The sequence below is a fragment of the Streptomyces sp. NPDC048417 genome (assembly GCF_040651615.1).
Taxonomy (GTDB): Bacteria; Actinomycetota; Actinomycetes; order Streptomycetales; family Streptomycetaceae; genus Streptomyces.
The window spans coordinates 132,029-154,088 of the sequence record NZ_JBEZKI010000028.1 but is presented as its reverse complement, the minus strand read 5'-3'; the positions used below and the strand labels follow the sequence as shown (position 1 = coordinate 154,088).

The following is a 22,060-nucleotide window of genomic DNA, read 5'->3' as shown; positions in this document are numbered from 1 at the left end:
ACCCCGTTCTTCTCGCTAGGCCAGACTGTCCCGCCACGCCCGGTGCAGATCCGCGAACCGGCCGGTGCCCGCGATGAGTTCGGCCGGGCGGCCGTCCTCGACGACGCGGCCGTGCTCCATCACCAGCACCCGGTCGGCGATCTCCACGGTGGACAGCCGGTGCGCGATCACCACGGCCGTACGGCCCTTCAGCACCGTCGACATGGCCCGTTGCACGGCCCGTTCACCGGGGACGTCCAGGGAACTGGTCGCTTCGTCGAGGATCAGCACCGCCGGGTCGGCGAGCAAGGCGCGTGCGAACGCGACCAGTTGGCGCTGCCCCGCCGAAATGCGCCCGCCGCGCTTGCGGACGTCCGTGTCGTAGCCGTCGGGCAGGGCCGCGATGAACTCGTGCGCGCCGATCGCCTTGGCCGCCTGCTCGATCTCCTCGCGGGTGGCGTCCGGCCGGCCGATGGCGATGTTCTCGGCGACCGTGCCGGAGAACAGGAACGCCTCCTGGGTGACCATCACCACCCCGCGCCGCAGTGCGGGCACGGTCAGTTCGCGCAGGTCCACGCCGTCCAGGAGGACCCGTCCCTCGGTCGGGTCGTAGAAGCGGGCGAGCAGTTTGGCGAGGGTCGACTTGCCGGCGCCGGTGGTGCCGACCACCGCGACCGTCTGGCCGGCCGGGAGGGTGAGGTCGAAGCGGGGCAGCACCTCGCCGCCGGTGCGGTAGGCGAAGCGGACGCCGTCGAAGACGACCTCGCGGCCGGGCAGGTCGCTCTCCAGGGGTGGCAGTTCCGTGGGAACCGAGGGCTCCGGCACGGACGGGGTCTGGGCCAGCAGGCCCGCGATCTTCTCCAGCGAGGCGGCCGCCGACTGGTAGGAGTTGAGGAACATGCCGAGGCGGTCGATGGGGTCGTACAGCCGGCGCAGATAGAGGACGGCGGCGGCCAGCACGCCCAGCTCCAGCGAGCCGGACGCCACCCGGTAGGCGCCCCACAGCACGATCACCGCGACCGAGGTGTTGGCGACCAGCCGGGAGCCGACGACATACCGCGCCATTTCGAGGAGCGCGTCGCCGTTGGTGCGTTCGTGGCGGCGGTTGAGTACCGCGAACTCGGCGTCGTTGGCGGCCTCCCGGCGGAACGCGCGCACCGGGCGGATGCCGTTCATCGTCTCCACGAACTTCACGATCACCGTCGCGATCGCCGTGGACCGCGCCTTGTACACCCGTACCGCGCGCCGCTGGTACAGCCGCACCAGCAGATACAGCGGCACGAACGAGGCCACGGCCACCGTGCCCAGGCCCAGATCCAGCCAGAGCAGCATCGCCGAGATGTAGAGGAAGGAGAGGATGACCGTGACCAGTTCCTGGAGGCCCTCGCTGAGCAGCTCGCGCAGCGACTCGACGTCCGTGGTGGAGCGGGAGATCAGCCGGCCGGACGTGTAGCGCTCGTGGAAGTCGACGCTGAGGGCTTGCGCGTGGCGGAAGATACGGCCGCGCAGGTCGAGCAGCACGTCCTGGTTCACGCGCGCGGAGGCCTCGATGAACGCGTACTGGAGGCCCCCGGAGACCAGGGCGCTCAGGCCGTAGCCGACCGCCACCGCGATCAGCGGGCCGTGGTCGTGGTGGCGGAACGCCGGTACGGCACGGTCGATGGCGTACGCCACCAGCAGCGGGCCCGCCTGCACGGCCGCCTGCTGGAGCAGCAGGAGGAGCGTGGTCACGGCGACCCGTGCCTTCATCGGCGCGAGGAGCGAGCGCAGGAGAGCGGCCGTGGCGCCCGGCGGGACGGGCAGGACGTCCCGGTCGAAGGGGTCGCCACCGGAGGCGTCGGCCGCACCGGCTGTGCCGGCCTGCTTCGGGCGGGGGAGTTCGTCGTCCTCGTCGGGGGCGGGCAGGGAGGTGGCGGCGGTCATCGGCGGTGATCCTCCCCGGACATCAGACGGACGTACTCGGCGTTGCTGCCGAGCAGTTCCTGGTGGGTGCCGACGGCGGTGACACGGCCGTCGGAGAGCAGGGCGACGCGGTCGGCGAGCAGGACGGTGGAGGGGCGGTGGGCGACGATCAGGGCGGTGGTGTCGGCGAGCACGTCGCGCAGGGCGGCCTCCACGGCGGCCTCCGTGTGAACGTCCAGGGCGGAGAGCGGGTCGTCCAGTACGAGGAAGCGGGGCCGGCCGACGACCGCCCGCGCGAGCGCGAGGCGCTGGCGCTGGCCGCCGGAGAGGCTGAGGCCCTGCTCGCCGACCTGGGTGGCGGTGCCCTGGGGGAGGGCGTGCACGAAGTCCGCCTGTGCGACGGCGAGGGCGCGGACCAGCTCCGGCTCCCCGGCGCCCTCGCCGGCTCCCATGAGCACGTTCTCGCCGACGGAGGCGGAGAAGAGGGTGGGCTCCTCGAAGGCCACGGCGACCAGGGCGCGGAGTTCCTCGCGGGGCATGGCGGTGATGTCCCGGCCGTCGAGGGTGATCCGTCCGGAGGTCGCCTCGTGCAGGCGGGGGATGAGGGCGGTGAGGGTGGTCTTGCCGCTGCCGGTGGCACCGACGAGGGCCATGGACTCGCCGGGGCGGATGTGCAGGTCGATGTGGGTGAGGGTGGGGGGTGAGTCGGGGGAGGCGTCCGGGTAGCGGAACTGCACGTTCTCGAAGCGGATGCCGTCGGGTTCGGGGGCCGGTGAGGGGGTTTCGTCGTCGGGTGCGGCGCCGTCGGGGCTGGTCGCGCAGTTCCCCGCGCCCCTTCGGGGCGCTCTCCCGCCGTCGGCGGTCAGTGCGACCGACGTAGCTCTGGGAGCGGACGTGGCTGAGCAGCGCCCCGTAAGGGGCGCGGGGAACTGCGCGACCAGCCCGGACGCACCCGCAGGCGAAGGCGAACCGGCGTCCTCCCGCACCGCAGTCGAAGGCGAACCGGCGTCCTCCCGCACCGCGTCCCGTACCTCGAAGTACCGCTCGGTGGCCGTGGCCGCTTCCTGACTCATCGCCAGCAGGAAGCCGATCGACTCCACCGGCCAGCGCAGTGCCAGTGCCGTCGACAGGAACGCCACCAGCGTCCCCGTGCTCAGCTCGCCCTCGGCGACCTGGATCGCCCCCCACAGCAGCGCCGCCCCGATGGCCGCCTCCGGGAGGGTCACGATGACGCCCCAGATCGTCGCCAGCATCCGCGCCTTGCGCACCTCCGTGCCCCGCAGGGTCCGTACCAGATCGCGGAACGCGCGCGCCTGACTGCGGTGCCGGCCGAACCCCTTGATGATGCGGATGCCGAGCACGCTCTCCTCGACCACCGTCGTCAGGTCACCCACCTGGTCCTGGGCCAGCCGGGCCACCGCCGCGTACCGGTTCTCGAAGATCACGCACGTCCACATCACGGGGATCGTGGGGCCGAGGATGACCAGGCCCAGCGACCAGTCCTGGAGCAGCATGATGATCACGCCGACGAGGATGGTCACCCCGTTGACGAGCAGGAAGGTCAGCGGAAAGGCGAGAAACATGCGGAGCAGCATCAGGTCGGTGGTGGCCCGGGAGAGCAGCTGACCGGAGGCCCAGCGGTCGTGGAAGGCGACCGGCAGGCGCTGCAGATGGCCGTAGAGGTCTGCCCGCATCCCCGCCTCGACGTGCGAGAGAGGTCGGGCCACCAGCCAGCGCCGCAGTCCGAAGAGCAGCGCTTCGGCGATCCCGAGCAGCAGCAGGTACAGCGCGCCGAGCCAGACCCCGCCGGGGTCGCGGTCGGCCACCGGACCGTCCACCATCCACTTGAGGACGAGCGGGATGACGAGCCCCGTGCAGGAGGCGACCACCGCGACGAACACGGCGACGGACAGTCGCGCCCTCACCGGCCGTACGTACGGCCACAGGCGCAGCAGGGTACGGACGGCTGACCGGTCCTTGGTGGTTGCACGTGTCGGAGGCATCAGGGCGAGCCTACGGATCGGCACTGACAACGCCTACCGAGTTTTGGCCGGACCGGAATCGGTCGGTGGTCCTACGACCAGCACGTTCGGGGGGTCGTACAACCGGATCCGCCGCATCAGCCGATCGGTTGATGCGGCTTCCAGCGGGGCGGCCGATGTGGCGGACCCGGCCCGGACGGGACCCTCGGTCCATGCCATCCGTCATCGAAGTGACAGACCTGCGGAAGTCCTACGGCGGCCGGACCGTCGTGGACGGGGTGAGCCTCGCCGTCGAGGAAGGGGAGATCTTCGGGATCCTCGGGCCGAACGGCGCCGGCAAGACCACCACCGTGGAGTGTGTGGAGGGGCTGCGGGTGCCCGACGGCGGGCGCGTCCGGGTCACCGGGCTCGACCCCGTCGCCGAACACCAGCAGGTCGCCCGCGTCCTCGGCGCCCAGCTCCAGCAGAGCGAGCTGCAGCCCAAGCTCACCGTCCGCGAGGCCCTCGAGCTGTACGCCTCCTTCTATCCGAGCCCGCTCGACTGGGCGCCGCGTCACCGCCCATCAACTCCGCGTCGTGGACGAGACCCTCGACGGCGCGTTCCTGGACCTGACGAAGGAGGAAGCAGCATGAACACCCCGTCCCGCGCACCGAGTTCCGGCTGTTCCGCCGCGAGCCCGGCGCCGTCTTCTGGGTCTTCCTGTTCCCGACCCCGCTGCTGGTGGTCCTCGGCTCGATCCCCTTGCACAAGGCCGGTCACAACACGGTGACCCTCCCGGCTTGCGACACGCTCATCGCCGACGACTGCTCCACCAGGTCCGGCTTCCAGATGACCCGGTCCGGATAGACGTTCGCGGTGGGGGACAGCTCGTACGAGGCCGTGTTCGTGTTGACGGCGAACACCCAGCCGACGCCTTGATAGGCGGCGGGTGTCTTTTCCCGGGGCAGGGCGCACTGCCCAGTGTCCGTGATGACCGTTTTCCCCGCCGGAACACTGAGAGAACGGGGGCTCGGTGCCTTCGGGCAGGGGTGGAATGCGGAGGCTCGTGCGTATTCCAGACGGATCACGACAATGGATTCCGCCCGACTCCGGTTCGTGAGCTTGAGGGCGAAGGACACCCGCTCCGCCTCCACGAGTGCGCACACCCGCCAGGTGACCGCTTCCGGCCCCTTGAAGGAGGTACTGCATCGGCTGTCCTCACCCAGGCCCCCCTTCTCCAGCGTCCCGGGCGTGGCTGTGGCTCCGCTTTCCGGACCGGCGGCCTTTTCTCCGGCCGACGTGGCGCCCCCTTCGGAACTGTCGTTGTTCCAGATCGCTGCTCCCAGCACTCCGCCGACCGCGAGCGTGGCGACAATGGTGGAAGCGGTCTTCGCCCGTTTCGGAACGCGGCCTCGTCGGCGCGACCGGCCCGGACCGTCCTGCACGGTCGATCGACGGTCGGTAGTGCCGGGCCGGACGAGGTTGTCCGGCTCCGCGTCCGGAGTCGCGGCGGTGCCAGGCGCTGCCCCGGCGAGGCTCTGGAGGTGATCTCCGGCCCGTTTCCGCCAGTCACGGCCGTGTGCTGTCAACTGTTGCTGCAGCCGGTCCACTTGGTCGGCCAACCGCGTCAGCCGGGCGGATCGTGCATCCGGCAGCTCAAGGATCCTTACGACTCCCGGCGTGAGCCCTGCCCCCGGGAGAGCGGCTCCCCCCTTCCAGATCTGCTCCCGGCCGCTGAGCCACCTGGAGACATTGCCCTGGTTGACGCGCAGCCCATGGACGAGCACCTTCTGCGGGCGTCCGTTGAGCGCGAGTCTGACCTCCTGGGCCCAGGCGTCGAGAGCGTCGGCGAAGTCCTCGGCCAGCTTCTCGAACGTCGGCGGTGAATTCCCCACCCGAATACCCCTTCTCTTATTGCACCATGACGGTGGATCCCCTGGTCACAGCGGTGCACATTGCACTGCACCATGCACCGCGCCGACCCGTCTGGCCTCTCGCGGATCTCCCGGGCACGGTCGATTCCGGCAGTGCTCCACCGGCTGCCGAACTCCGCGGCTCACCCGTCACCAAGAGAGGAACAAACCATGATTCGAATGAATCTGCGCATGCGTTGTGCTGCGCCGACCGCCCTGGCGGCAGCGCTTCTCGGTTCCGCGACGCCTGCACTTGTCGCCATTCCGGCCAGCGCTGCATCGACTGGCCGCGTCTGCCTGTTCCAGGACAAGGAAGGGGCTCGCGGGGCCGGCCACGTGGCATGGGCCGTCCGCGACACGGGGAACTCCAGCCACTGGATCTGGGGCGCGACGGAGGGGCGCAACGGCGCCGCGTCCATCCCGGCGGGTTCCACGAACGGCAGCTGGATCAAGGGCGGCACCTGGACACAGCTGCGAGGCAGCATCAGCCAGGCTCGGTACGACTACTACCGGTGCATCAACACCGCCCAAGGCAATCTCGCGACCGCCCAAACGGCATACCGCCGGATGAAGGCCAACGGCTATGCCGTGCTGACCAACAACTGCCTCACCAAGTCGCTCGCGGTCTTCCGCGGTTACAGCCCCGCCCTGACCGGTGCCTACCTGCCCGACGGCAAGTACAAGGCGCCCAACTACTACTTCACCACCTCGCTGAACAACTCCCGGGGCTGGGATCGAGCCCGCTCCTACTGACGTGCCCGATCCAGCTCCCAGACGCTCACTCCGACCACGAGAGGAATGACCATGTGCCAGCGCTGCAAGGGCGACGGCAAGTGCACCACCTGCGGCGGCTCCGGCTACCGGGGCGTGTGGAAGTGTGACAGCTGCCGAGGCAGCGGGGACTGCAAGGCCTGTGACGGTCGCGGCTGAGCACCGCCGAACCGGGTGGGCGGGGGCTCCGGCCGCCGCCCTTCCCCTCTCGCGAAACGTCGAACGGCGAAGCCGCGCACGGAGCGGGCAGCCGCCATGGTGACAAGGAGACAGGTGGATGACCACGTGGTTGATCACCGCTGAGGAGACCGTGCCGGCCGAGGGAGCGCCACCCCAACGGCAAGTCAAAGTCATACGGAGGGTGCGAGGGAACAAGACCCGGGAAGAAGCACTCGTCGAACTGCACAAAGCCGCCAAGGGCCATGTGCCCGACTCGCTGAAGGGGAGCGGACGCGTGGTGGGGCGCGACAGCGACGGCTCCCTCTGGGTGCTCCCGAACAACAATCGGGCGCACCCCCCTTGCATCATCCGCCTCATCGAACAGACGCACAGCTGATGCGTGCCGTCCGCTAATCGAACCCGACGAGGGGCACCCCTCGCCGCCTGGTCATGTCCTGGTGAGCGAGGGGTGAGCCCGTCTCCTCTCTGTCGCGATGCCAGACCCGTCCCGCGCTTCATGGCCATCCGCTGTCCCTTCGCGGCTCTGAGGTGATGTGTGACACTCTGAAACGTAGTGAAGAGTATTAACCACGTAACATGGCCTCACCGCAAGTCGTATGATCCGTCAACTGACGGATCAAGACAGCGATTTGCGTGCAGGAAGCACCAGAGGGGTGGGAGTGGCCGTGCGACCGTCCGCCGAGGAAGAGCCCGCTCGGTCCTTGACACGCCGTGAGCGCCTGCGCGCCGAGCTGGAGCGCGACGCGATCACGGCCGCACGTGCACTCATCGCTTCACAGGGCGCAGAGGCCCTGAGCCTGTCCGCGGTCGCTAGGGAAGTGGGCGTCACTCCACCGGCGCTGTATCGCTACTTCGAAGGAAAGGCCGGCCTCACCCTCGCCGTCTACGAAGCAGTCACAAGTGATTTCGTGGTGATCGTCGCGAAGGCGGCAGGCGCCCGAGACCCGGAGGACTTCGGCGGGCGGCTGTACGCGGCAACCCGCGCGGTGCTGGACTGGTCGGTCGCCAACCCCGGAGAGTTCGACCTGCTCATGGGCGCCGGTTACGCACGGCTGGTCGCCTCGGGGCGCCATGTCGACGAGGTTCTGGTGCGCGAGTTGGGCGGCCTGTTCGGACAGACCTTCGCAGAGCTGTGGCGTCGGGGCGTCCTGCCGTATCCGTCGGAGGACGAGCTGGAGCCCCGGCTTCGGGCTCAGGTGGCGGCCTACCGGCGGCTGATGGGGCACGACTACCCAGTCGGCGTCGCCATGGTGATGATCACGTGCTGGCGGCAGATCTACGGACTGCTCTGCATGGCCGTCTATGGACACTTCGCCTCGCTCTTCGACGATCACCTGCCCCTGTTCGAGAGCATGATGGATGACCTGCTCGCCCTGTGCGGCGTACCACGGGAGCGCTGACCCTGCGCCGCCGAGAGCTGGTGTGGTCGGCTGTGCCGTCGCCTCAGCCGACCACCCGCAGCAGCAGCACCGACCGCGCGGGCACCGTGATCGCCGTCCCGGCCTCGTGCACCACGCCCGGTGCCTCGCTCTGCTCCTCCCGCGAGGTGTCGACGAGCACCTCGTAGCGTTCCGCCCACGGCGGGCCCGGCAGCAGGAACTCCGCCGGGCGGTCGCCGGCGTGCAGGACGGTCAGGAAGCTGTCGTCCAGGACCGGCGCCCCGCGCTCGTCGCGGCCGGGGATGTCCCGCCCGGAGAGATACATGCCGAGGGTGGCGGCGGGCGCGTACCAGTCGCCCTCGGTCATCTCCTCGCCGTGCGCCGTGAACCAGGCCAGGTCGCGCAGCCCGTCCGCGGAGTGGGCGCGGCCGGAGAAGAAGGAGCGGCGGCGCAGCACCGGGTGGCGGTGGCGCAGCCGGATCAGCCGGGAGGTGAGGTCGAACAGCGGCCGCCAGGCCGGGTCGTCCAGCAACTCCCAGTCCAGCCAGCTGATGTCGTTGTCCTGGCAGTAGGCGTTGTTGTTGCCGCGCTGGGTGCGGCCCAGCTCGTCGCCGGCGACCAGCATCGGAACGCCCGTCGACAGCAGCAGCGTCGTCAGGAGGTTCCGCAACTGCCGCCTGCGCAGCGCCCGTACGCCCTCGTCGGCCGTCTCGCCCTCCGCCCCGCAGTTCCAGGAGCGGTTGTCGCCGGTGCCGTCGCGGTTGTTCTCGCCGTTGGCCTCGTTGTGCTTCGCCTGGTACGACACCAGGTCGCGCAGGGTGTAACCGTCGTGCGCGGTGATGAAGTTGACGGAGGCGTAGGGACGCCGGCCGCCCCAGGCGTAGAGGTCGCTGGAGCCGGAGAGGCGGTAGCCGAGGTCGTGGACGTCCGGGAGGGCGCCGCGCCAGAAGTCCCGGACGGCGTCCCGGTAGCGGTCGTTCCACTCCGTCCACAGCGGCGGGAAGGCGCCCACCTGGTAGCCGCCGGAGCCCACGTCCCACGGTTCGGCGATCAGCTTCACCCGGCGCAGCACCGGGTCCTGGGCGATCACCGCGAGAAAGGGCGAGAGCATGTCGACGTCGTGCATCGAGCGGGCCAGCGCGGCCGCGAGGTCGAAACGGAAGCCGTCCACGCCCATCTCGGTCACCCAGTACCGCAGCGAGTCCGTGATCAGCCGCAGCACATGCGGCCGGACCACGTGCAGGGTGTTGCCGCAGCCGGTGTAGTCGGCGAAGTGCCGGGCGTCGTCCTGGAGCCGGTAGTAGCCCCGGTTGTCGATGCCCTTCAGGGACAGCGTCGGCCCCAGCTCGTCGGCCTCGGCCGTGTGGTTGTAGACCACGTCGAGGATGACCTCGATGCCGGCCGCGTGCAGCGCGCGCACCATCCGCTTGAACTCGCCGACCTGCTGTCCCGTCGTACCGGAGGCGGCATAGGCCGCGTGCGGGGCGAAGTAGCCGATGGAGTTGTAGCCCCAGTAGTTCTTCAGGCCCCGCTTCAGCAGGTGGTCCTCGTGCGCGAACTGGTGCACGGGGAGCAGTTCCACGGCCGTCACACCGAGGTTCACCAGGTGCTCGACGGCCGCCGGGTGGGCCAGCCCCGCGTAGGTGCCGCGGAGTTCCTCGGGTATGCCCGGGTGCATTCTGGTGAAGCCGCGCACATGCAGCTCGTAGATGACGGAGTCCGCCCACGGGGTCTTCGGACGGTGGTCGTCGGACCAGTCGTCGTCATCGTGGACGACCACGCCCTTCGGGACGTACGGCGCCGAGTCCCGGTCGTCCCGGACGGTGTCGGCGACCTGTTGGTCCGGCCAGTCCCGGACATGCCCGTACACCTCGGGCGGCAGCGCGAACTCGCCGTCCACCGCCCGCGCGTACGGGTCGAGCAGCAGCTTCGCCGGGTTCCAGCGGGCGCCGGTCCACGGGTCCCAGCGGCCGTCGACCCGGTAGCCGTACCGCTGCCCCGGCAGCACGCCCGGCACGAACCCGTGCCAGATCTCGTGCGTCAGTTCGGTCAGCGGGATCCTCGTCTCCCGGCCCCGCTCGTCGAAGAGGCAGAGCCGGACCGCCTCGGCCCCGGCCGCCCACAGGGCGAAGTTGGTGCCGGCCACCCCGTCGGGGCCGACCCGGAACCGGGCGCCCAGCGGAGTCGAAGACCCCGGCCAGGCCGCCGGGACGGGGAGGGCCGTCCCGTTCACCGCGGGGGCCTCCGCCCTCGGGGCCCGCGCCCGTGCCCCCTGCTGCTCGGCTGCGCTCGTCACCTGTCGGCCCCTTTGTCGTTCCGCGGCTCGCCGACCCCCGGGGCGCACCAGATCCGTGTCCGGGCAGCCGACCGTGCCCGGACTCCCGGTCCCGGGCACGCTCGGCGGCTCGCTACGGACACGCCCGCGACGGCTCTCGCACGGGCGCGGCGGCTCCCCAGCTCGTCGTCCTTCCCTCTGTTCTGCCCAGTGCCGGCGTCGCACTCACGTTTCCCCGGGGTGGGCCCGGTCGTTGTGTCCCACGTGAGGCATCCACACAGGCGCGCACGGCGCGCGGGGGCCGCGTTGGCCGCGGTACTGACATGGGCGGCGCTGCTGGCGGGCGCCGTCGGCTGCTCCTCGGACGACACCGACGGGCTCGGCATCGACCACGTCCTCGGAGGCGCGCCCCCGGCCCCCGAGGACGTCATCCGCATCACCCCGGACGACGGCACCAAGGCCGTACGCCCCGGCGAACGGCTGACCGTGCGGGTGCCCAGCGGCCGCCTGGAATCCGTCAGCGTCGTCAAGTCCCAGGACGCCCAGGACTCCCCGGTCCCCGGGCACATCGCCGCGGACGGCACGACCTGGCGGCCCGACGACCCCACACTCGCGCTCGCCGCCAAGTACACGGTCGACGCGGTCGCCCTGGACGGCCGCGGCCGCCGCTCGGCCCGCCACACCACCTTCACCACGCTGGTCCCCGACGAACGCTTCATCGGGTACGTCACCCCCGAGAACCGCGCCACCGTCGGCACCGGGATGATCGTCTCCCTCGCCTTCAGCCGCGACATCGAGAACCGGGCCGCCGTCGAGCGCGCCGTCCGGGTCACCGCCAGGCCCGCGGTCGAGATCCGTCCGCACTGGTTCGGCAGGAACCGTCTCGACTTCCGCCCCGAGCACTACTGGCAGCCCGGCACGGTCGTCACCGTCGGCCTCGAACTCCGCGACGTCGAAGGGGCCCGCGGGGTCTACGGCCTCCAGCACAAGACATTCACCTTCTCCGTCGGCCGCAGCCAGGTCTCCCTCGTCGACGCGTCCCAGCACACGATGGAGGTCCGCCGTGACGGCGACCTGCTCGCCACCGTCCCGGTCACCGCGGGCGCGCCCGCCCACACCACCTACAACGGGAAGATGGTGGTGATGGAGATGCACGAGGTGACCCGCATGAACAGCCGCACGGTCGGCTTCGGCGGCGAGTACGACATCCCCGACGTCCCGCACGCCCTCAAACTCACCGACTCCGGCACCTTCCTGCACGGCAACTACTGGGCCCCGGACGCCCCGGGCCGCGTCAATGTCAGCCACGGCTGCGTGGGCCTGCGCGATGTGAAGGGCGGCAGCTCGGACACGCCCGCGGGCTGGTTCTACGACCGCACCCTCATCGGCGACGTGGTCGAAGTCGTGCACAGCAACGACAAAACGGTCGCTCCCGACAATGGCCTCGGAGGATGGAACATGGGTTGGAAGGAGTGGAAGGCGGGCGGCGCGGTCAAGTAACCGGGTGGGGGACGGTTCGGTGCGGGGCGGAAGCCGCCGTGCGCGGCGACAGAAGTTGCGACGCAACGGTGACATTCGCCCAACACCAAGCTCAAAACCGTCCGGTTACTATGCGCCAATGCGCGGGCGGAACGCGCTGGGGTGGGCCTGACCAGGCCCTGGGAGGGGAGAACGACTTTGAACGTACGGCCGATATCGGGGGCGGCGGTCCAGGCTCGGAGAAGGGGTCTGGCCGTCGCGGCCGGTGTTCTGCTCATGGCAGTCACCGCGTGCGGGGGCGGCGGCTCCGCCGACAAGGGGAGCGGGGACGGCAAGGCGAAGGACTCCACGACGCAGGCGAGCAAGCAGTCCGTCGCCTCCGTCAGCATCAGCCCCAAGTCCGGGGCGACCGACGTGGACACCAGCGGGGCGCTCAAGGTCAGCGCGGCCAAGGGCACGCTGACCGAGGTGGAGGTCAAGGACTCCAAGGGCAACAAGGTCGACGGCGCGATCGCGGCGGGCGGCGCCAGCTGGACGCCGGCCGGCCACCTCGCCAACTCCACGAAGTACACGGTGCACGCGGTCGCGAAGGACACCGAGGGGCGTGAGTCGGCGGAGGACTCCACGTTCACCACGCTCACCCCGAAGAACACGTTCACCGGCTACTTCACGCCGGAGGACGGCTCCACGGTCGGCGTCGGGATGCCGTTCTCCATACGTTTCACCCGGGGCATCACCGACCCGGCCGCCGTGGAGAAGGCGATCACCGTCAAGACCGAGCCGGCGGTCGACGTCCAGGGTCACTGGTTCGGCAACGACCGCCTCGACTTCCGCCCCGAGAACTACTGGAAGTCCGGCACGAAGGTCTCCGTCTCCCTCGACCTCAACGGCGTCGAGGGCCGCGACGGGGTGTACGGCCAGCAGGCCAAGACCGTGAAGTTCACGATCGGCCGCAACCAGGTGTCCGTCGTCGACGCCAAGAAGCACACGATGAAGGTCATGCACGACGGCAGGGTCGTGAAGACCATCGCCGTCACGACCGGCAAGCCGGGTTACGACACGTGGAACGGCCAGATGGTCATCAGCGAGAAGCTGCGGGTGACCCGGATGAACGGCGAGACGGTCGGCTACGGCGGCGAGTACGACATCAAGGACGTGCCGGACGCGATGCGGCTGACCACGTCCGGCACCTTCATCCACGGCAACTACTGGGGTGGCGGCGCCTTCGGCAACTACAACGCCAGCCACGGCTGCGTGGGGCTGCAGGACATCCGGGGCGGGGGTGACCGGGGGCTGCCGGCCGCCTGGTTCTACGACCACTCGATCATCGGGGACGTGGTGACGGTGAAGAACTCGAACGACGAGACGGTTTCGCCGGACAACGGCCTCAACGGCTGGAACATGTCCTGGAAGCAGTGGACCGCGTGAGTCGACGCGCCCCGAAAGGGGCGCGGGGCCGTATCGACATGCGGCTACCGCCGCGTGGGCGCGACCGGCCCCACCGGGCCCACACCCGAAAGTGAACGCCCGCTAACCTGCTCCTCATGACCGTGACCCTCGAAGTAGCCGAAGGTGTCGGGACCCTCCGCCTCGACCGGCCCCCGATGAACGCCCTGGACGTCGCCACCCAGGACCGGCTCAAGGAACTGGCGGAGGAGGCCACCCGCCGCGAGGACGTTCGCGCCGTCGTCATCTACGGCGGCGAGAAGGTCTTCGCGGCCGGGGCCGACATCAAGGAAATGCAGAACATGGACCACGCGGCCATGATCCTGCGTTCCCGTGGTCTCCAGGACTCCTTCAGCGCCGTCGCCCGGATTCCCAAGCCGGTCGTGGCCGCCGTCACCGGGTACGCCCTCGGCGGCGGTTGCGAGCTCGCCCTCTGTGCCGACTACCGGATCGCCGCCGACAACGCCAAGCTCGGTCAGCCGGAGATTCTGCTCGGTCTCATCCCGGGGGCCGGCGGTACGCAGCGGCTGCCCCGTCTGGTCGGGCCCTCCAAGGCCAAGGACCTGATCTTCACGGGCCGTATGGTCAAGGCGGACGAAGCCCTCGCCATCGGCCTGGTCGACCGGGTCGTACCCGCCGCCGACGTCTACACCGAGGCACACGCCTGGGCGGCCCGGCTCGCCCGGGGGCCCGCGATCGCGCTCCGGGCGGCTAAGGAGGCGATCGACACCGGCGTCGAGACCGACCTGGAGACGGGTCTCGCCGTCGAACGGAACTGGTTCGCAGGGCTGTTCGCGACCGAGGACCGTGAGCGCGGTATGCGCAGCTTCGTGGAGGAGGGGCCGGGCAAGGCGAAGTTCCTGTGATCTTCGCCCGGTTGGGAAAGCCCCGAACCACTTGCAATTGACGTGATGTCTGATTCCAGGGTCCCTCGATGGGGCGGTTTATGGGAGCCTTAAGGCACCCTTAAGTCTGCCTTGTCGAGGGAGTCTGTCGATTGCCCGGAGATGAGCGGTCGCCGCAGGTCGGACGGGCTGTCAGGGCCCCCGAAATGCCGATGGCATATGCCGTTCGACCGGTGTCGGGCGGGAGCTTCGCGGGGGCGTATTCCTCCGGAACGGCCCCGGAGGGCGCGCCGGGCGGCCATGATGGGGGTATGGCGGGGCTGGAGGGCATCGAACAGCCGCGGGGACACAGCCGTGCGGCCGCGGCGCGGTGGTCGCCTGCGGTCGAGGACGAGCGGGCGCTCAAGGCGATCGAGCTCTTCGGCAACCCGACGGAAGCCGAGGTTCCGCTGCCGTCCCGCCCCGAGTCCGCGGCGACCGCCCGCCGGCTCGCCCAGGTCGTCGTCCTGCGCCAGTGGCGGCTCAGCCCCAAGATGACGGAGGACGCGGTCTTACTCGTCTCCGAACTCGTGGGCAACGCCGTACGGCACACCGGCGCTCGCGTGTTCGGGCTGCGGATGCGCCGCCGCCCGGGATGGATCCGGGTGGAGGTACGGGACCCCTCGCGGGGGCTGCCGTGTCTGATGCCGGTTCAGGAGCTGGACATCAGCGGGCGGGGCCTGTTCCTGGTGGACAAGCTGTCGGACCGGTGGGGCGTCGATCTGCTGCCGCGAGGAAAGACGACGTGGTTCGAGATGCGGGTGGCGGATCGGTGAGGGCTCGCCTGACGGGCCCCTTGTCAGGTCAATCACCTATTTTCCTACCCAACCCCCCTTAAATAGGACGGGTGACCACCTCCAACCGACGCGACGTCCTCCGCGCAGGCGCCGGCCTCATCGCCGGAGGCACACTCGCCACCGGTTGCGGCACCACCGGTACCGACGCACCGCCCCCGCACCCTGCCGCCAACCTCGCATCGACCACCCCCACCTCGGCCGCGCCCGCCCCCGCACCCCGTGCCTTCCCCGGACAGCCGCTCCAGATCACGCACGGCCCCCGCACGAGCGCCTCCGTCGCGCTCACCTTCCACGGCCAGGGCGACCCCACCCTCGCCACCCGGCTCCTCACCACCGCCGAGAAACACGGCGCCCACCTCACGGTCCTCGCGGTGGGCAGCTGGCTCGACGCGCACCCCGCCATGGCCCGCCGCATCCTCGACGGCGGCCACGACCTCGGCAACCACACCCAGCGGCACATCTCCGTCAACGCCATGGCCGAGGCCGGCGCCCGCGCGGAGATCACCGACTGCGCGGACCGCCTCAGACGGCTCACCGGGTCGATCGGCAGCTGGTTCCGCCCCTCCAGGGCACCCACCGCCTCGCCGCTCGTCGCCCGGCTCGCCACCGAGGCCGGCTACCCGCACGTGCTGTCCTACGACGTCGACTCGCTCGACTACACCCGGCCCGGCGCGGCCGCCGTCACCCGCCAGGTGCTCGCGGAGGTCACGGCCGGCTCGGTGGTGAGCATGCACTTCGGGTATCCGGACACGGCCGCCGCCCTTCCCGCCGTACTCCAAGAACTCGACCGCCGCGGACTGCGCGCGGTCACCACCACGGAGCTGCTGAGCTGATGCGAACCACGAAAGCCGCCCGGCTGTCCGCCGCCCTCGCCGCCCTGGCGCTGCTGTCCGCGTGCGGCGGCGGATCCGACCCCGGGACACCGGCCGCCCACAGCACCGCTCCCGTGCAGCCGCAGGCGAAGAAGGCGGAGCCGGTCGTCGACGTGCTGCCGGGCATGCCCCCGGTCCTCGACCCGAACGACGTGTACGCCGCCGACCGCCCCGGCCACCTGTCGTCCGCCGTCAAGGACTTCCCGTCCCGGATCTACGTCCCCAACACCAACTCCGACACGGTCTCCGTCATCGACCCGAAGACCTACACGGTGACCGAGACCATCCGGGTCGGCCGCCAGCCCCAGCACGTCGTGCCGTCCTGGGACCTGAAGACCCTGTGGGTCAACAACGACCTGGGCAACAGCCTCACCCCCATCGACCCGCGGACCGGCCGGGCCGGGCGGCCGGTCGCCGTGCACGACCCGTACAACCTGTACTTCACGCCCAACGGCAGGTACGCGATCGTGATGGCCTCCGCGGACCGGCAGCTGGTGTTCCGGGACGCGCACACCATGAAGACGGTCAAGACCGTCCCGGTCAGCTGCTACGGCGTCAACCACGCCGACTTCTCCCTGGACGGCCGGTACTTCATCGTCTCCTGCGAGTTCAGCGGGGAGGTGCTCAAGGTGGACACCGAGCGGATGGAGGTGCTCCGGCAGGAGAAACTCCCGTTCCACGGCGCCATGCCGCAGGACGTCAAGGTCTCGCCCGACGGCAAGCTGTTCTACATCGCCGACATGATGGCCGACGGGCTGTGGATCCTGGACGGCGACCGCTTCACCAAGCCCGCCTTCCTGGCCACCGGAAAGGGCGCCCACGGCCTCTACGTCAGCCGGGACTCCCGCGAGATGTACGTCTCCAACCGGGGCGAGGGCACCATCTCCGTCTTCGACTTCGCCCAGAACCGGCTGACGAAGAAGTGGCGGCTGCCGGGCGGCGGCAGTCCGGACATGGGCGGGGTGTCGGCGGACGGCAAGGTCCTGTGGCTGTCGGGCCGTTACAACTCCGAGGTGTACGCCATCGACACCCGCACCGGCATGGAACTGGCCCGCATCCACGTCGGCAGCGGCCCGCACGGCCTCGCCGTCTATCCGCAGCCGGGTCGCTACTCCCTCGGCCACACCGGCATCTTCCGCTGACGGCTGACGGCTGACGGCTGACGGCTGACGGCTGACGGCTGACAGCCGGCCGCTGACCGTCGGCCGCCCGGGGACGGCGGGGGCTCACGCCCTGAGCAGCAGTGCCTCGGCGCCGACCGGCAGATAGCCGGCCGCCACAAACGCCCGGACGCTGCGGACGTTCCCCGGGGCGACCTGCGCCCACAGGGGCTCCTCGGCCAGCTGCCGGGCGGCGGTCACCAGAGCCCGGCCCAGCCCCCGCCGCCGTGCCCCCTCGTCCACCTCCACCGAGACCTCGAGGCGTCCCGCGACCCCGCGCCCCAGGACGACCACCCCGCCCTCCGCCGCCCAGGCGCGCACCTCGTCACGGCGGGCGCGGGCGTAGGCGACCCGGGAGTGGTCGGGGCCGGTGAGTTCGGTCAGCGGGAGGTCCGGTCGGCCCGGGAGCGGGGTCGCGACCAGCAACGCGTCGATCGTCTCCTGCTCGCGGCCCGTGCGGTCCATCAGGGAGACCAGGAAACGCGCGTTCATGGTCGCGCACAGCGGATCGCAGGGGGTCGCGCGCAGGGTGTCGTACACCCACCGCGGGTCCTCGTCGGTGAAGACGACCGAGTGCGCGGTGAAGGAGAGCACCCCCGCGTCCCGGGCGGACGGCTGCGGGACCACGGTCGTACCGCCGTCGGGCGGTGGGAAGACACCGTGGGCCGCCGCGTCGAGAATGTCCCGCAAGGTCTCCATGGCCGTGCCCGCTCCTTGAGTCTCCACCCACTGGAAGGCCCACACTCGCAGACGTGATCGACAACAGCACCGGACTTTTCACCATCGGCGAGCTGGCGCGCGCCACCGGGCTGACCGTGCGCACCATCCGCTACTGGTCCGACGAGGGCGTGCTCACCCCGGTGGGCCGCTCGGCGGGCGGCTACCGGCTGTACGACGCCGAGTCCTTCGCCCGGCTGGAGCTGATCCGCACCCTGCGCGAGCTGGGCCTCGGCCTCGCGCATGTGCGTGCGGTGCTCTCCGGCGAGCAGACCGTGGCGGAGGTCGCGGCGGCGCACGTGGCGGCGCTGGACGCGCAGATCCGCTCGCTGAAGGTGACCCGGGCGGTGCTGTCGACGGTGGCGCGACGCGATTCGAGTGCGGAGGAGACGACCCTGATGAACAAACTGGCGCGGCTGTCGGCGGCCGAGCGGAAGCGGATCCTGGAGGAGTTCGTCGAGGAGACGCTGCACGGGCTCGACACCGTCGATCCGGAGATCCGCAAGCGGATGCTCGCCACCGTGGCGGAGCTGCCGGAGGACCCGACGCCCGAGCAGGTCGACGCGTGGGTGGAGCTGGCCGAGATGGTCCAGGACCCGGACTTCCGGGCCGAGATGCGCAGGGCGACCGAGTTCAACGCGGCCGACCGGGGGCCAGAGGTGCCCGCCGGGACCTCCCTGTGGTTCATGAAACGGCTCATCGACCTGGTGGGCGAGGCGCGTCGGCGGGGCATCGCGCCCGAGGCGCCGGAGGCCGACGAGGTGCTGCGCGCGCTGCTGGGCGACGCCGACCCGGCCGCCGTGCTGAAACGGCTGGACGCCGCCTTCAACGACCGGCTCGCCCGCTACCGCGAACTGCTCTCCGTGCTGAAGGGCCAGCCCCTCAACGTCTACGCGGAGGAGTTCGCGTGGGCGGTCGCGGCTCTGCGGGCTCGCGTGGACCGTTAATCTGACCTGCGACAGTACGCCGACACGGCACAGGCAATACGAACAAAAGGGGCGGATCGGTGGCGGACATCGAAGAAGCGCGCATTCACTTCCAGCGGATCGATGCGGACGGTGACGGTTTCATCACCGCCGTCGAGTTCAAGACCGCTCTCGCGCAGGGCGGCGACTGGAACGTCACCGAGACGGTCGCCCAGGCGATCATCAACAGCCGCGACCTGAACGGCGACAAGGTCCTGTCGTTCGACGAGTTCTGGGCCCACCTGAGCAAGTAGGCGCCAGGAGCGAAGAGTGTGGGGGGCCCGGAATCCGGGCCCCCTCTCTCATGCCTCGGGCTCGGGTGCGGACGGTCCGGCGGCCGCCAGGCCCTGACCCGCGGGTCGGGCTGACGGATCCGTTCGCGGGCCAGGCGTGTGGACCACGAGGGTTGTCAGCGGTGGGCGGTCGAGGCGTGGTCGAGGTTGGCGGGCGTTGTGGACCGGGGAAACCGGCCGGAGCCGGGCGGGCGCCCGCGGCCCTTCTCGGTGGTCGCCGCTTCATCGAGCGATCTGTCCTCGGAAGGCCTGACCTCCACGAGGGCTCATGGCGCGCGATCAGGCGTGCGGAGCGCCACCGTCCGCCGCCAGGCGGGTGAGCCACTCGCGCAGCAGGTGCTGCTCGGCGTCGCTCAGGACATCGGCATCGTCGGGGAGAGCGGCGCGTAGCGCGCGGGCCGCCGCGGCGGGGCCGGTCTCCGCGGCGGGGACCGTCGGTTCGGCGCGAGTGATGGCGGCGACCGTGGCCTCGCGGAGGGTGGTCAGCAGCGCCGGATCGCGGCGTTCCGCCGGGGTGGAGTGCCAGGTGGTGACCGCGCCTCGGCCGGTGGCCTGGATGATCTGGGCGGCCAGCTCCTCGTCGACCCGCAGCCACCCCCCGGCTGCCAGCCGGCGCACCCGGCCGTGGAGGATCTCCAAGCCCGCGCGGTGTGCCAGGTCCGCCCCCCGGCCGGTGGCCCTGTTCATCACCGCGAACAGGTTGGGGCGGGAGATCCCGAACTCCACCACCATGTCCCAGCCGCGGCGCAGGTCCTCCACCGCGTCCTGCGGTGCGGGATCGAGCGGCGCGCGCTTGCTCTCCAGGAACTGCGCGTAGCCGTGCTCCGCGACGGCCTCGAGGAGCCCCTCCTTGTCGCCGAAGAGGCGGTAGATCGCCGGCGGCTGCATTCCGGCCGCGGCGGCGACCGCGCGGGTGCTCACCGCGTCCGGGCCGCCGTTCTCCAGTAGCTCGACGGCCGCCTCCACGATGCGGCGACGGGGGCTGTCGGTGATGTCGCGCGTAGCCATGAAGCGATGATATCGAGGATTTGGTTCCACTGATATTCCGGTGTTAACGTCAAAGTGATTCCACTGGAAACAGCGCTGGGGGAACCCATGATCATCGTGACCGGAGCCACCGGAAAGCTCGGCCGTCGTACCGTCGAACGCCTCCTGGAACACGTTCCCGCCGACCGTGTCGGCGTCAGCGTCCGCGATCCCCGCAAGGCCCAGGAGCTCGCCGACCGCGGCGTCCGTGTCCGGCAGGGCAGCTTCGACGATCCCGCCTCGCTCGTGCATGCCTTCGAGGGGGCCGAGCAACTGCTCCTCGTCTCCCTCGACCGCACGGGCGAGGAGTGCGTCACCGGCCATCGCACCGCCATCGATGCCGCCGTGAAGGCCGGCGTCGGCCGCATCCTCTACACCAGCCAGATGGGCGCCGCCCACGACTCCCGCTTCCAGGCGTGCCGCGACCACGCCCGGACCGAGGACCTGCTACGCGCCACCGGCCTGCCCTGGACCGCGCTGCGCAACGGCTTCTACGCGGCCAGCGCCCTGCAGTTCCTGGAGTCCGCCCGCCACACCGGCGACATCGCCCTCCCCGCCGACGGCCCCGTCGCCTGGACCGGCCACGACGACCTCGCCGACGCCACAGCCGCGATCCTCACCGCGGAGGGCCGCTTCGAGGGGCCCACCCCACCGCTCACCGGCCCGGCGGCGCTCGACTTCGGCACCATCGCCCAGATCGCGTCCCAAGCCACCGGACGGTCCTTCACCCGCACCGTCGTCCCCGACGACGCCTTCCACGAGCAGGCCCTGGCGCACGGCGCCCCCGCCCCGATCGCCGACCTGATGCTGAGCATCTTCGCGGCGGCGCGCAACGGCGAGTTCATGGACGTCGACCCGACGCTCGCCGGGCTGATCGGGCGAGAGCCCGCCACCTTCGGCGCCCTGCTGGAGCGTGCCTGGGCCGCATAGACCCGGTGCGACGCGTAGCAGGCGTGGGTCCGCACGGACACACCCGGCGAAGGCGCCGTCATCATCCTGTGGGACAACAACCCTGCGGGTCACTACGGCTGGGCGGTAGGCCGGGTGGAGTCGGCGGACGCGTCGGATCCGCTCGCGGGTCGGCCGGCGGACCTGCGGTACTGGCCCGGTGCCAGGCCGTACTCCCGCTTGAAGGCCTTGGCGAAGGCGAACTCCGAGGTGTAGCCGGTGCGTTCGGCCACCTGCCGGAGCGGGAGGGTGTCCTCGCGCAGCATGCGGCCCGCCGTGGTCATCCGCCACCAGGTCAGATAGGCCGACGGCGGTTCACCTACCAGAGCGGTGAAGCGGCGCGCGAAGGCCGCGCGGGAGAGGCCGCCCCGCGCGCCCAGCTCCGCCACCGTCCAGGGGCGCGCCGGCTCGCTGTGGATGGCGCGCAGCGCCGCCGAGACCGCGGGGTCGGCCAGCGCGGCGGACCAGCCCCGGTCCTGGCCGGCGCCCCGCTCCCGAAGCCACCAGGCCCGCAGGATGTAGAGCAGCAGGGTGTCGAGCAGTGAGGTGACGATCGCGTCCGCGCCCGGCTGCCGGTCCTCCAGTTCCATGCCGAGCAGTTCCACCGCGGCCCGCAGCGAGCGGTGGGTGCCCACCTGGGCGGGCAGGTGGACCACCTCCGGCAGCTCCGACAGCAGCCGGTGGGAGCGGGAGCGGTCCAGCCGGTAGGCACCGCACAGCAGGACCGTGTCCGGTTCCGACTCCCGGGCCGGGCGCGGTGGTTCGGGCCAGCGGTCGTCCGGGCCGGGCCGCACGTCCTCCAGCGGTGCGTCCGGTCCGCTGGCCAGCGCGTGCCCGTGGCCGTGGGCCAGGAACACCACGTCCCCCGGTCCCACCGCCACCGGCCGGCCCGTCGCAGGGAGGAGCCAGGCCGACCCGCGAAGGACCACATGGAACCCGGCGCCCTCCGAGGCCGCGAACCGCATCCCCCAGGGCGCGTGCTTGTCCCGGCGGGAGGAGTGCGGCCGTCCGGTGCGCATCGCGGCGACCGCGTCGCTCAGTACGTCCATGCCCGAACGGTAGCCGTACGGGCGCCGGGCGAGACGGACGGACAGGAAAGCGAGTCAGCAGGA

Annotated in this window: 19 protein-coding genes and 2 pseudogenes; 14 read left to right on the top strand and 7 right to left on the bottom strand. The window is 70.9% G+C overall.

Annotated features, from left to right (window positions below):
* Positions 1-15 precede the first annotated feature (15 nt).
* Both AB0D59_RS37220 and AB0D59_RS37215 read right to left on the bottom strand, forming a co-directional pair.
* The gene (locus tag AB0D59_RS37220) at positions 16-1,902 is read right to left on the bottom strand and encodes an ABC transporter ATP-binding protein (protein WP_362575124.1); all 1,887 of its coding nucleotides are present in this window, start codon (positions 1,900-1,902) and stop codon (positions 16-18) included.
* The gene (locus tag AB0D59_RS37215; RefSeq protein WP_362575122.1) at positions 1,899-3,884 is read right to left on the bottom strand and encodes an ABC transporter ATP-binding protein; all 1,986 of its coding nucleotides are present in this window, start codon (positions 3,882-3,884) and stop codon (positions 1,899-1,901) included. Before AB0D59_RS37215 ends, AB0D59_RS37220 begins: the two co-directional genes overlap by 4 nt.
* Before the next feature lie 191 nt (positions 3,885-4,075).
* Here AB0D59_RS37215 and AB0D59_RS37210 point away from each other — a divergent pair.
* A pseudogene (locus tag AB0D59_RS37210) lies at positions 4,076-4,408 on the top strand (ATP-binding cassette domain-containing protein); the annotation flags it as partial.
* A gap of 116 nt (positions 4,409-4,524) precedes the next feature.
* Positions 4,525-4,605, top strand: a pseudogene (locus AB0D59_RS37205) (ABC transporter permease); the annotation flags it as partial.
* A gap of 14 nt (positions 4,606-4,619) precedes the next feature.
* Here the strand turns inward: AB0D59_RS37205 and AB0D59_RS37200 are convergent.
* Positions 4,620-5,465, bottom strand: a complete 846-nt coding sequence (locus AB0D59_RS37200) for a hypothetical protein (protein ID WP_362575120.1) — start codon at positions 5,463-5,465, stop codon at positions 4,620-4,622.
* 627 nt (positions 5,466-6,092) lie between these two features.
* Between AB0D59_RS37200 and AB0D59_RS37195 the strand changes: the two genes are divergently transcribed.
* The 3 genes from AB0D59_RS37195 to AB0D59_RS37185 all read left to right on the top strand — a co-directional run bounded on the left by AB0D59_RS37195 (position 6,093) and on the right by AB0D59_RS37185 (position 8,107).
* Positions 6,093-6,509: a hypothetical protein gene (locus tag AB0D59_RS37195; protein WP_362575118.1), complete on the top strand. Its 417-nt coding sequence runs from the start codon at positions 6,093-6,095 to the stop codon at positions 6,507-6,509.
* 295 nt (positions 6,510-6,804) lie between these two features.
* Complete coding sequence (locus tag AB0D59_RS37190; protein ID WP_362575116.1) at positions 6,805-7,083, top strand: hypothetical protein; 279 nt, start codon at positions 6,805-6,807, stop codon at positions 7,081-7,083.
* 220 nt (positions 7,084-7,303) lie between these two features.
* Positions 7,304-8,107, top strand: coding sequence for a TetR/AcrR family transcriptional regulator (locus AB0D59_RS37185; RefSeq protein WP_362575114.1), 804 nt, complete (start codon positions 7,304-7,306; stop codon positions 8,105-8,107).
* Between the two features lie 43 nt (positions 8,108-8,150).
* Here AB0D59_RS37185 and glgX read toward each other — a convergent pair whose 3' ends face one another.
* Positions 8,151-10,319: a glycogen debranching protein GlgX gene (gene glgX, locus AB0D59_RS37180; RefSeq protein ID WP_362575150.1), complete on the bottom strand. Its 2,169-nt coding sequence runs from the start codon at positions 10,317-10,319 to the stop codon at positions 8,151-8,153.
* Positions 10,320-10,625: 306 nt separating this feature from the next.
* Between glgX and AB0D59_RS37175 the strand changes: the two genes are divergently transcribed.
* The 6 genes from AB0D59_RS37175 to AB0D59_RS37150 all read left to right on the top strand — a co-directional run bounded on the left by AB0D59_RS37175 (position 10,626) and on the right by AB0D59_RS37150 (position 16,981).
* The gene (locus tag AB0D59_RS37175) at positions 10,626-11,861 is read left to right on the top strand and encodes an Ig-like domain-containing protein (protein ID WP_362575112.1); all 1,236 of its coding nucleotides are present in this window, start codon (positions 10,626-10,628) and stop codon (positions 11,859-11,861) included.
* Between the two features lie 255 nt (positions 11,862-12,116).
* Complete coding sequence (locus AB0D59_RS37170; RefSeq protein WP_362575110.1) at positions 12,117-13,268, top strand: Ig-like domain-containing protein; 1,152 nt, start codon at positions 12,117-12,119, stop codon at positions 13,266-13,268.
* A 116-nt stretch (positions 13,269-13,384) separates the two neighbouring features.
* On the top strand, positions 13,385-14,152 hold the full coding sequence (locus tag AB0D59_RS37165) for an enoyl-CoA hydratase-related protein (protein WP_362575108.1): 768 nt from the start codon (positions 13,385-13,387) through the stop codon (positions 14,150-14,152).
* A 290-nt stretch (positions 14,153-14,442) separates the two neighbouring features.
* Positions 14,443-14,946, top strand: a complete 504-nt coding sequence (locus tag AB0D59_RS37160) for an ATP-binding protein (protein WP_362575106.1) — start codon at positions 14,443-14,445, stop codon at positions 14,944-14,946.
* 71 nt (positions 14,947-15,017) lie between these two features.
* Complete coding sequence (locus AB0D59_RS37155; RefSeq protein WP_362575104.1) at positions 15,018-15,800, top strand: polysaccharide deacetylase family protein; 783 nt, start codon at positions 15,018-15,020, stop codon at positions 15,798-15,800.
* Positions 15,800-16,981 (top strand): hypothetical protein, encoded by a 1,182-nt coding sequence (locus AB0D59_RS37150; protein ID WP_362575103.1) that lies wholly within the window; start codon positions 15,800-15,802, stop codon positions 16,979-16,981. Before AB0D59_RS37155 ends, AB0D59_RS37150 begins: the two co-directional genes overlap by 1 nt.
* Positions 16,982-17,065: 84 nt before the next feature.
* Here the strand turns inward: AB0D59_RS37150 and AB0D59_RS37145 are convergent, their stop codons facing one another.
* Positions 17,066-17,698 carry a GNAT family N-acetyltransferase gene (locus AB0D59_RS37145; protein WP_362575101.1) on the bottom strand — a complete coding sequence of 211 codons (633 nt, stop codon included), beginning with the start codon at positions 17,696-17,698 and terminating at the stop codon, positions 17,066-17,068.
* Positions 17,699-17,751: 53 nt separating this feature from the next.
* Here AB0D59_RS37145 and AB0D59_RS37140 point away from each other — a divergent pair, with 53 nt between their 5' ends.
* Together AB0D59_RS37140 and AB0D59_RS37135 are read left to right on the top strand one after the other, a co-directional pair.
* Positions 17,752-18,663: a MerR family transcriptional regulator gene (locus tag AB0D59_RS37140; RefSeq protein WP_362575099.1), complete on the top strand. Its 912-nt coding sequence runs from the start codon at positions 17,752-17,754 to the stop codon at positions 18,661-18,663.
* Between the two features lie 59 nt (positions 18,664-18,722).
* Positions 18,723-18,935 (top strand): EF-hand domain-containing protein, encoded by a 213-nt coding sequence (locus AB0D59_RS37135; protein ID WP_362575097.1) that lies wholly within the window; start codon positions 18,723-18,725, stop codon positions 18,933-18,935.
* Positions 18,936-19,253: 318 nt separating this feature from the next.
* Here the strand turns inward: AB0D59_RS37135 and AB0D59_RS37130 are convergent, their stop codons facing one another.
* Complete coding sequence (locus AB0D59_RS37130; RefSeq protein WP_362575095.1) at positions 19,254-19,982, bottom strand: TetR/AcrR family transcriptional regulator; 729 nt, start codon at positions 19,980-19,982, stop codon at positions 19,254-19,256.
* Positions 19,983-20,069: 87 nt separating this feature from the next.
* Here AB0D59_RS37130 and AB0D59_RS37125 point away from each other — a divergent pair, with 87 nt between their 5' ends.
* A complete protein-coding gene (locus AB0D59_RS37125; RefSeq protein ID WP_362575093.1) occupies positions 20,070-20,930 on the top strand; it encodes an SDR family oxidoreductase in 861 nt (286 codons plus the stop codon).
* A gap of 92 nt (positions 20,931-21,022) precedes the next feature.
* Here AB0D59_RS37125 and AB0D59_RS37120 read toward each other — a convergent pair whose 3' ends face one another.
* Positions 21,023-21,997, bottom strand: a complete 975-nt coding sequence (locus tag AB0D59_RS37120) for an AraC family transcriptional regulator (protein ID WP_362575092.1) — start codon at positions 21,995-21,997, stop codon at positions 21,023-21,025.
* Positions 21,998-22,060 lie beyond the last annotated feature (63 nt).

Coding starts and splice junctions, on each gene's coding strand:
- AB0D59_RS37190 (WP_362575116.1), top strand. CDS start 6,805: ATGACCACGTGGTTGATCACCGCTGAGGAGACCGTGCCGGCCGAGGGA.
- AB0D59_RS37165 (WP_362575108.1), top strand. CDS start 13,385: ATGACCGTGACCCTCGAAGTAGCCGAAGGTGTCGGGACCCTCCGCCTC.
- AB0D59_RS37220 (WP_362575124.1), bottom strand. CDS start 1,902: ATGACCGCCGCCACCTCCCTGCCCGCCCCCGACGAGGACGACGAACTC.
- AB0D59_RS37160 (WP_362575106.1), top strand. CDS start 14,443: ATGGCGGGGCTGGAGGGCATCGAACAGCCGCGGGGACACAGCCGTGCG.
- AB0D59_RS37170 (WP_362575110.1), top strand. CDS start 12,117: ATGGCAGTCACCGCGTGCGGGGGCGGCGGCTCCGCCGACAAGGGGAGC.
- AB0D59_RS37215 (WP_362575122.1), bottom strand. CDS start 3,884: ATGCCTCCGACACGTGCAACCACCAAGGACCGGTCAGCCGTCCGTACC.
- AB0D59_RS37150 (WP_362575103.1), top strand. CDS start 15,800: ATGCGAACCACGAAAGCCGCCCGGCTGTCCGCCGCCCTCGCCGCCCTG.
- AB0D59_RS37125 (WP_362575093.1), top strand. CDS start 20,070: ATGATCATCGTGACCGGAGCCACCGGAAAGCTCGGCCGTCGTACCGTC.
- AB0D59_RS37185 (WP_362575114.1), top strand. CDS start 7,304: ATGATCCGTCAACTGACGGATCAAGACAGCGATTTGCGTGCAGGAAGC.
- AB0D59_RS37130 (WP_362575095.1), bottom strand. CDS start 19,982: ATGGCTACGCGCGACATCACCGACAGCCCCCGTCGCCGCATCGTGGAG.
- AB0D59_RS37145 (WP_362575101.1), bottom strand. CDS start 17,698: ATGGAGACCTTGCGGGACATTCTCGACGCGGCGGCCCACGGTGTCTTC.
- AB0D59_RS37120 (WP_362575092.1), bottom strand. CDS start 21,997: ATGGACGTACTGAGCGACGCGGTCGCCGCGATGCGCACCGGACGGCCG.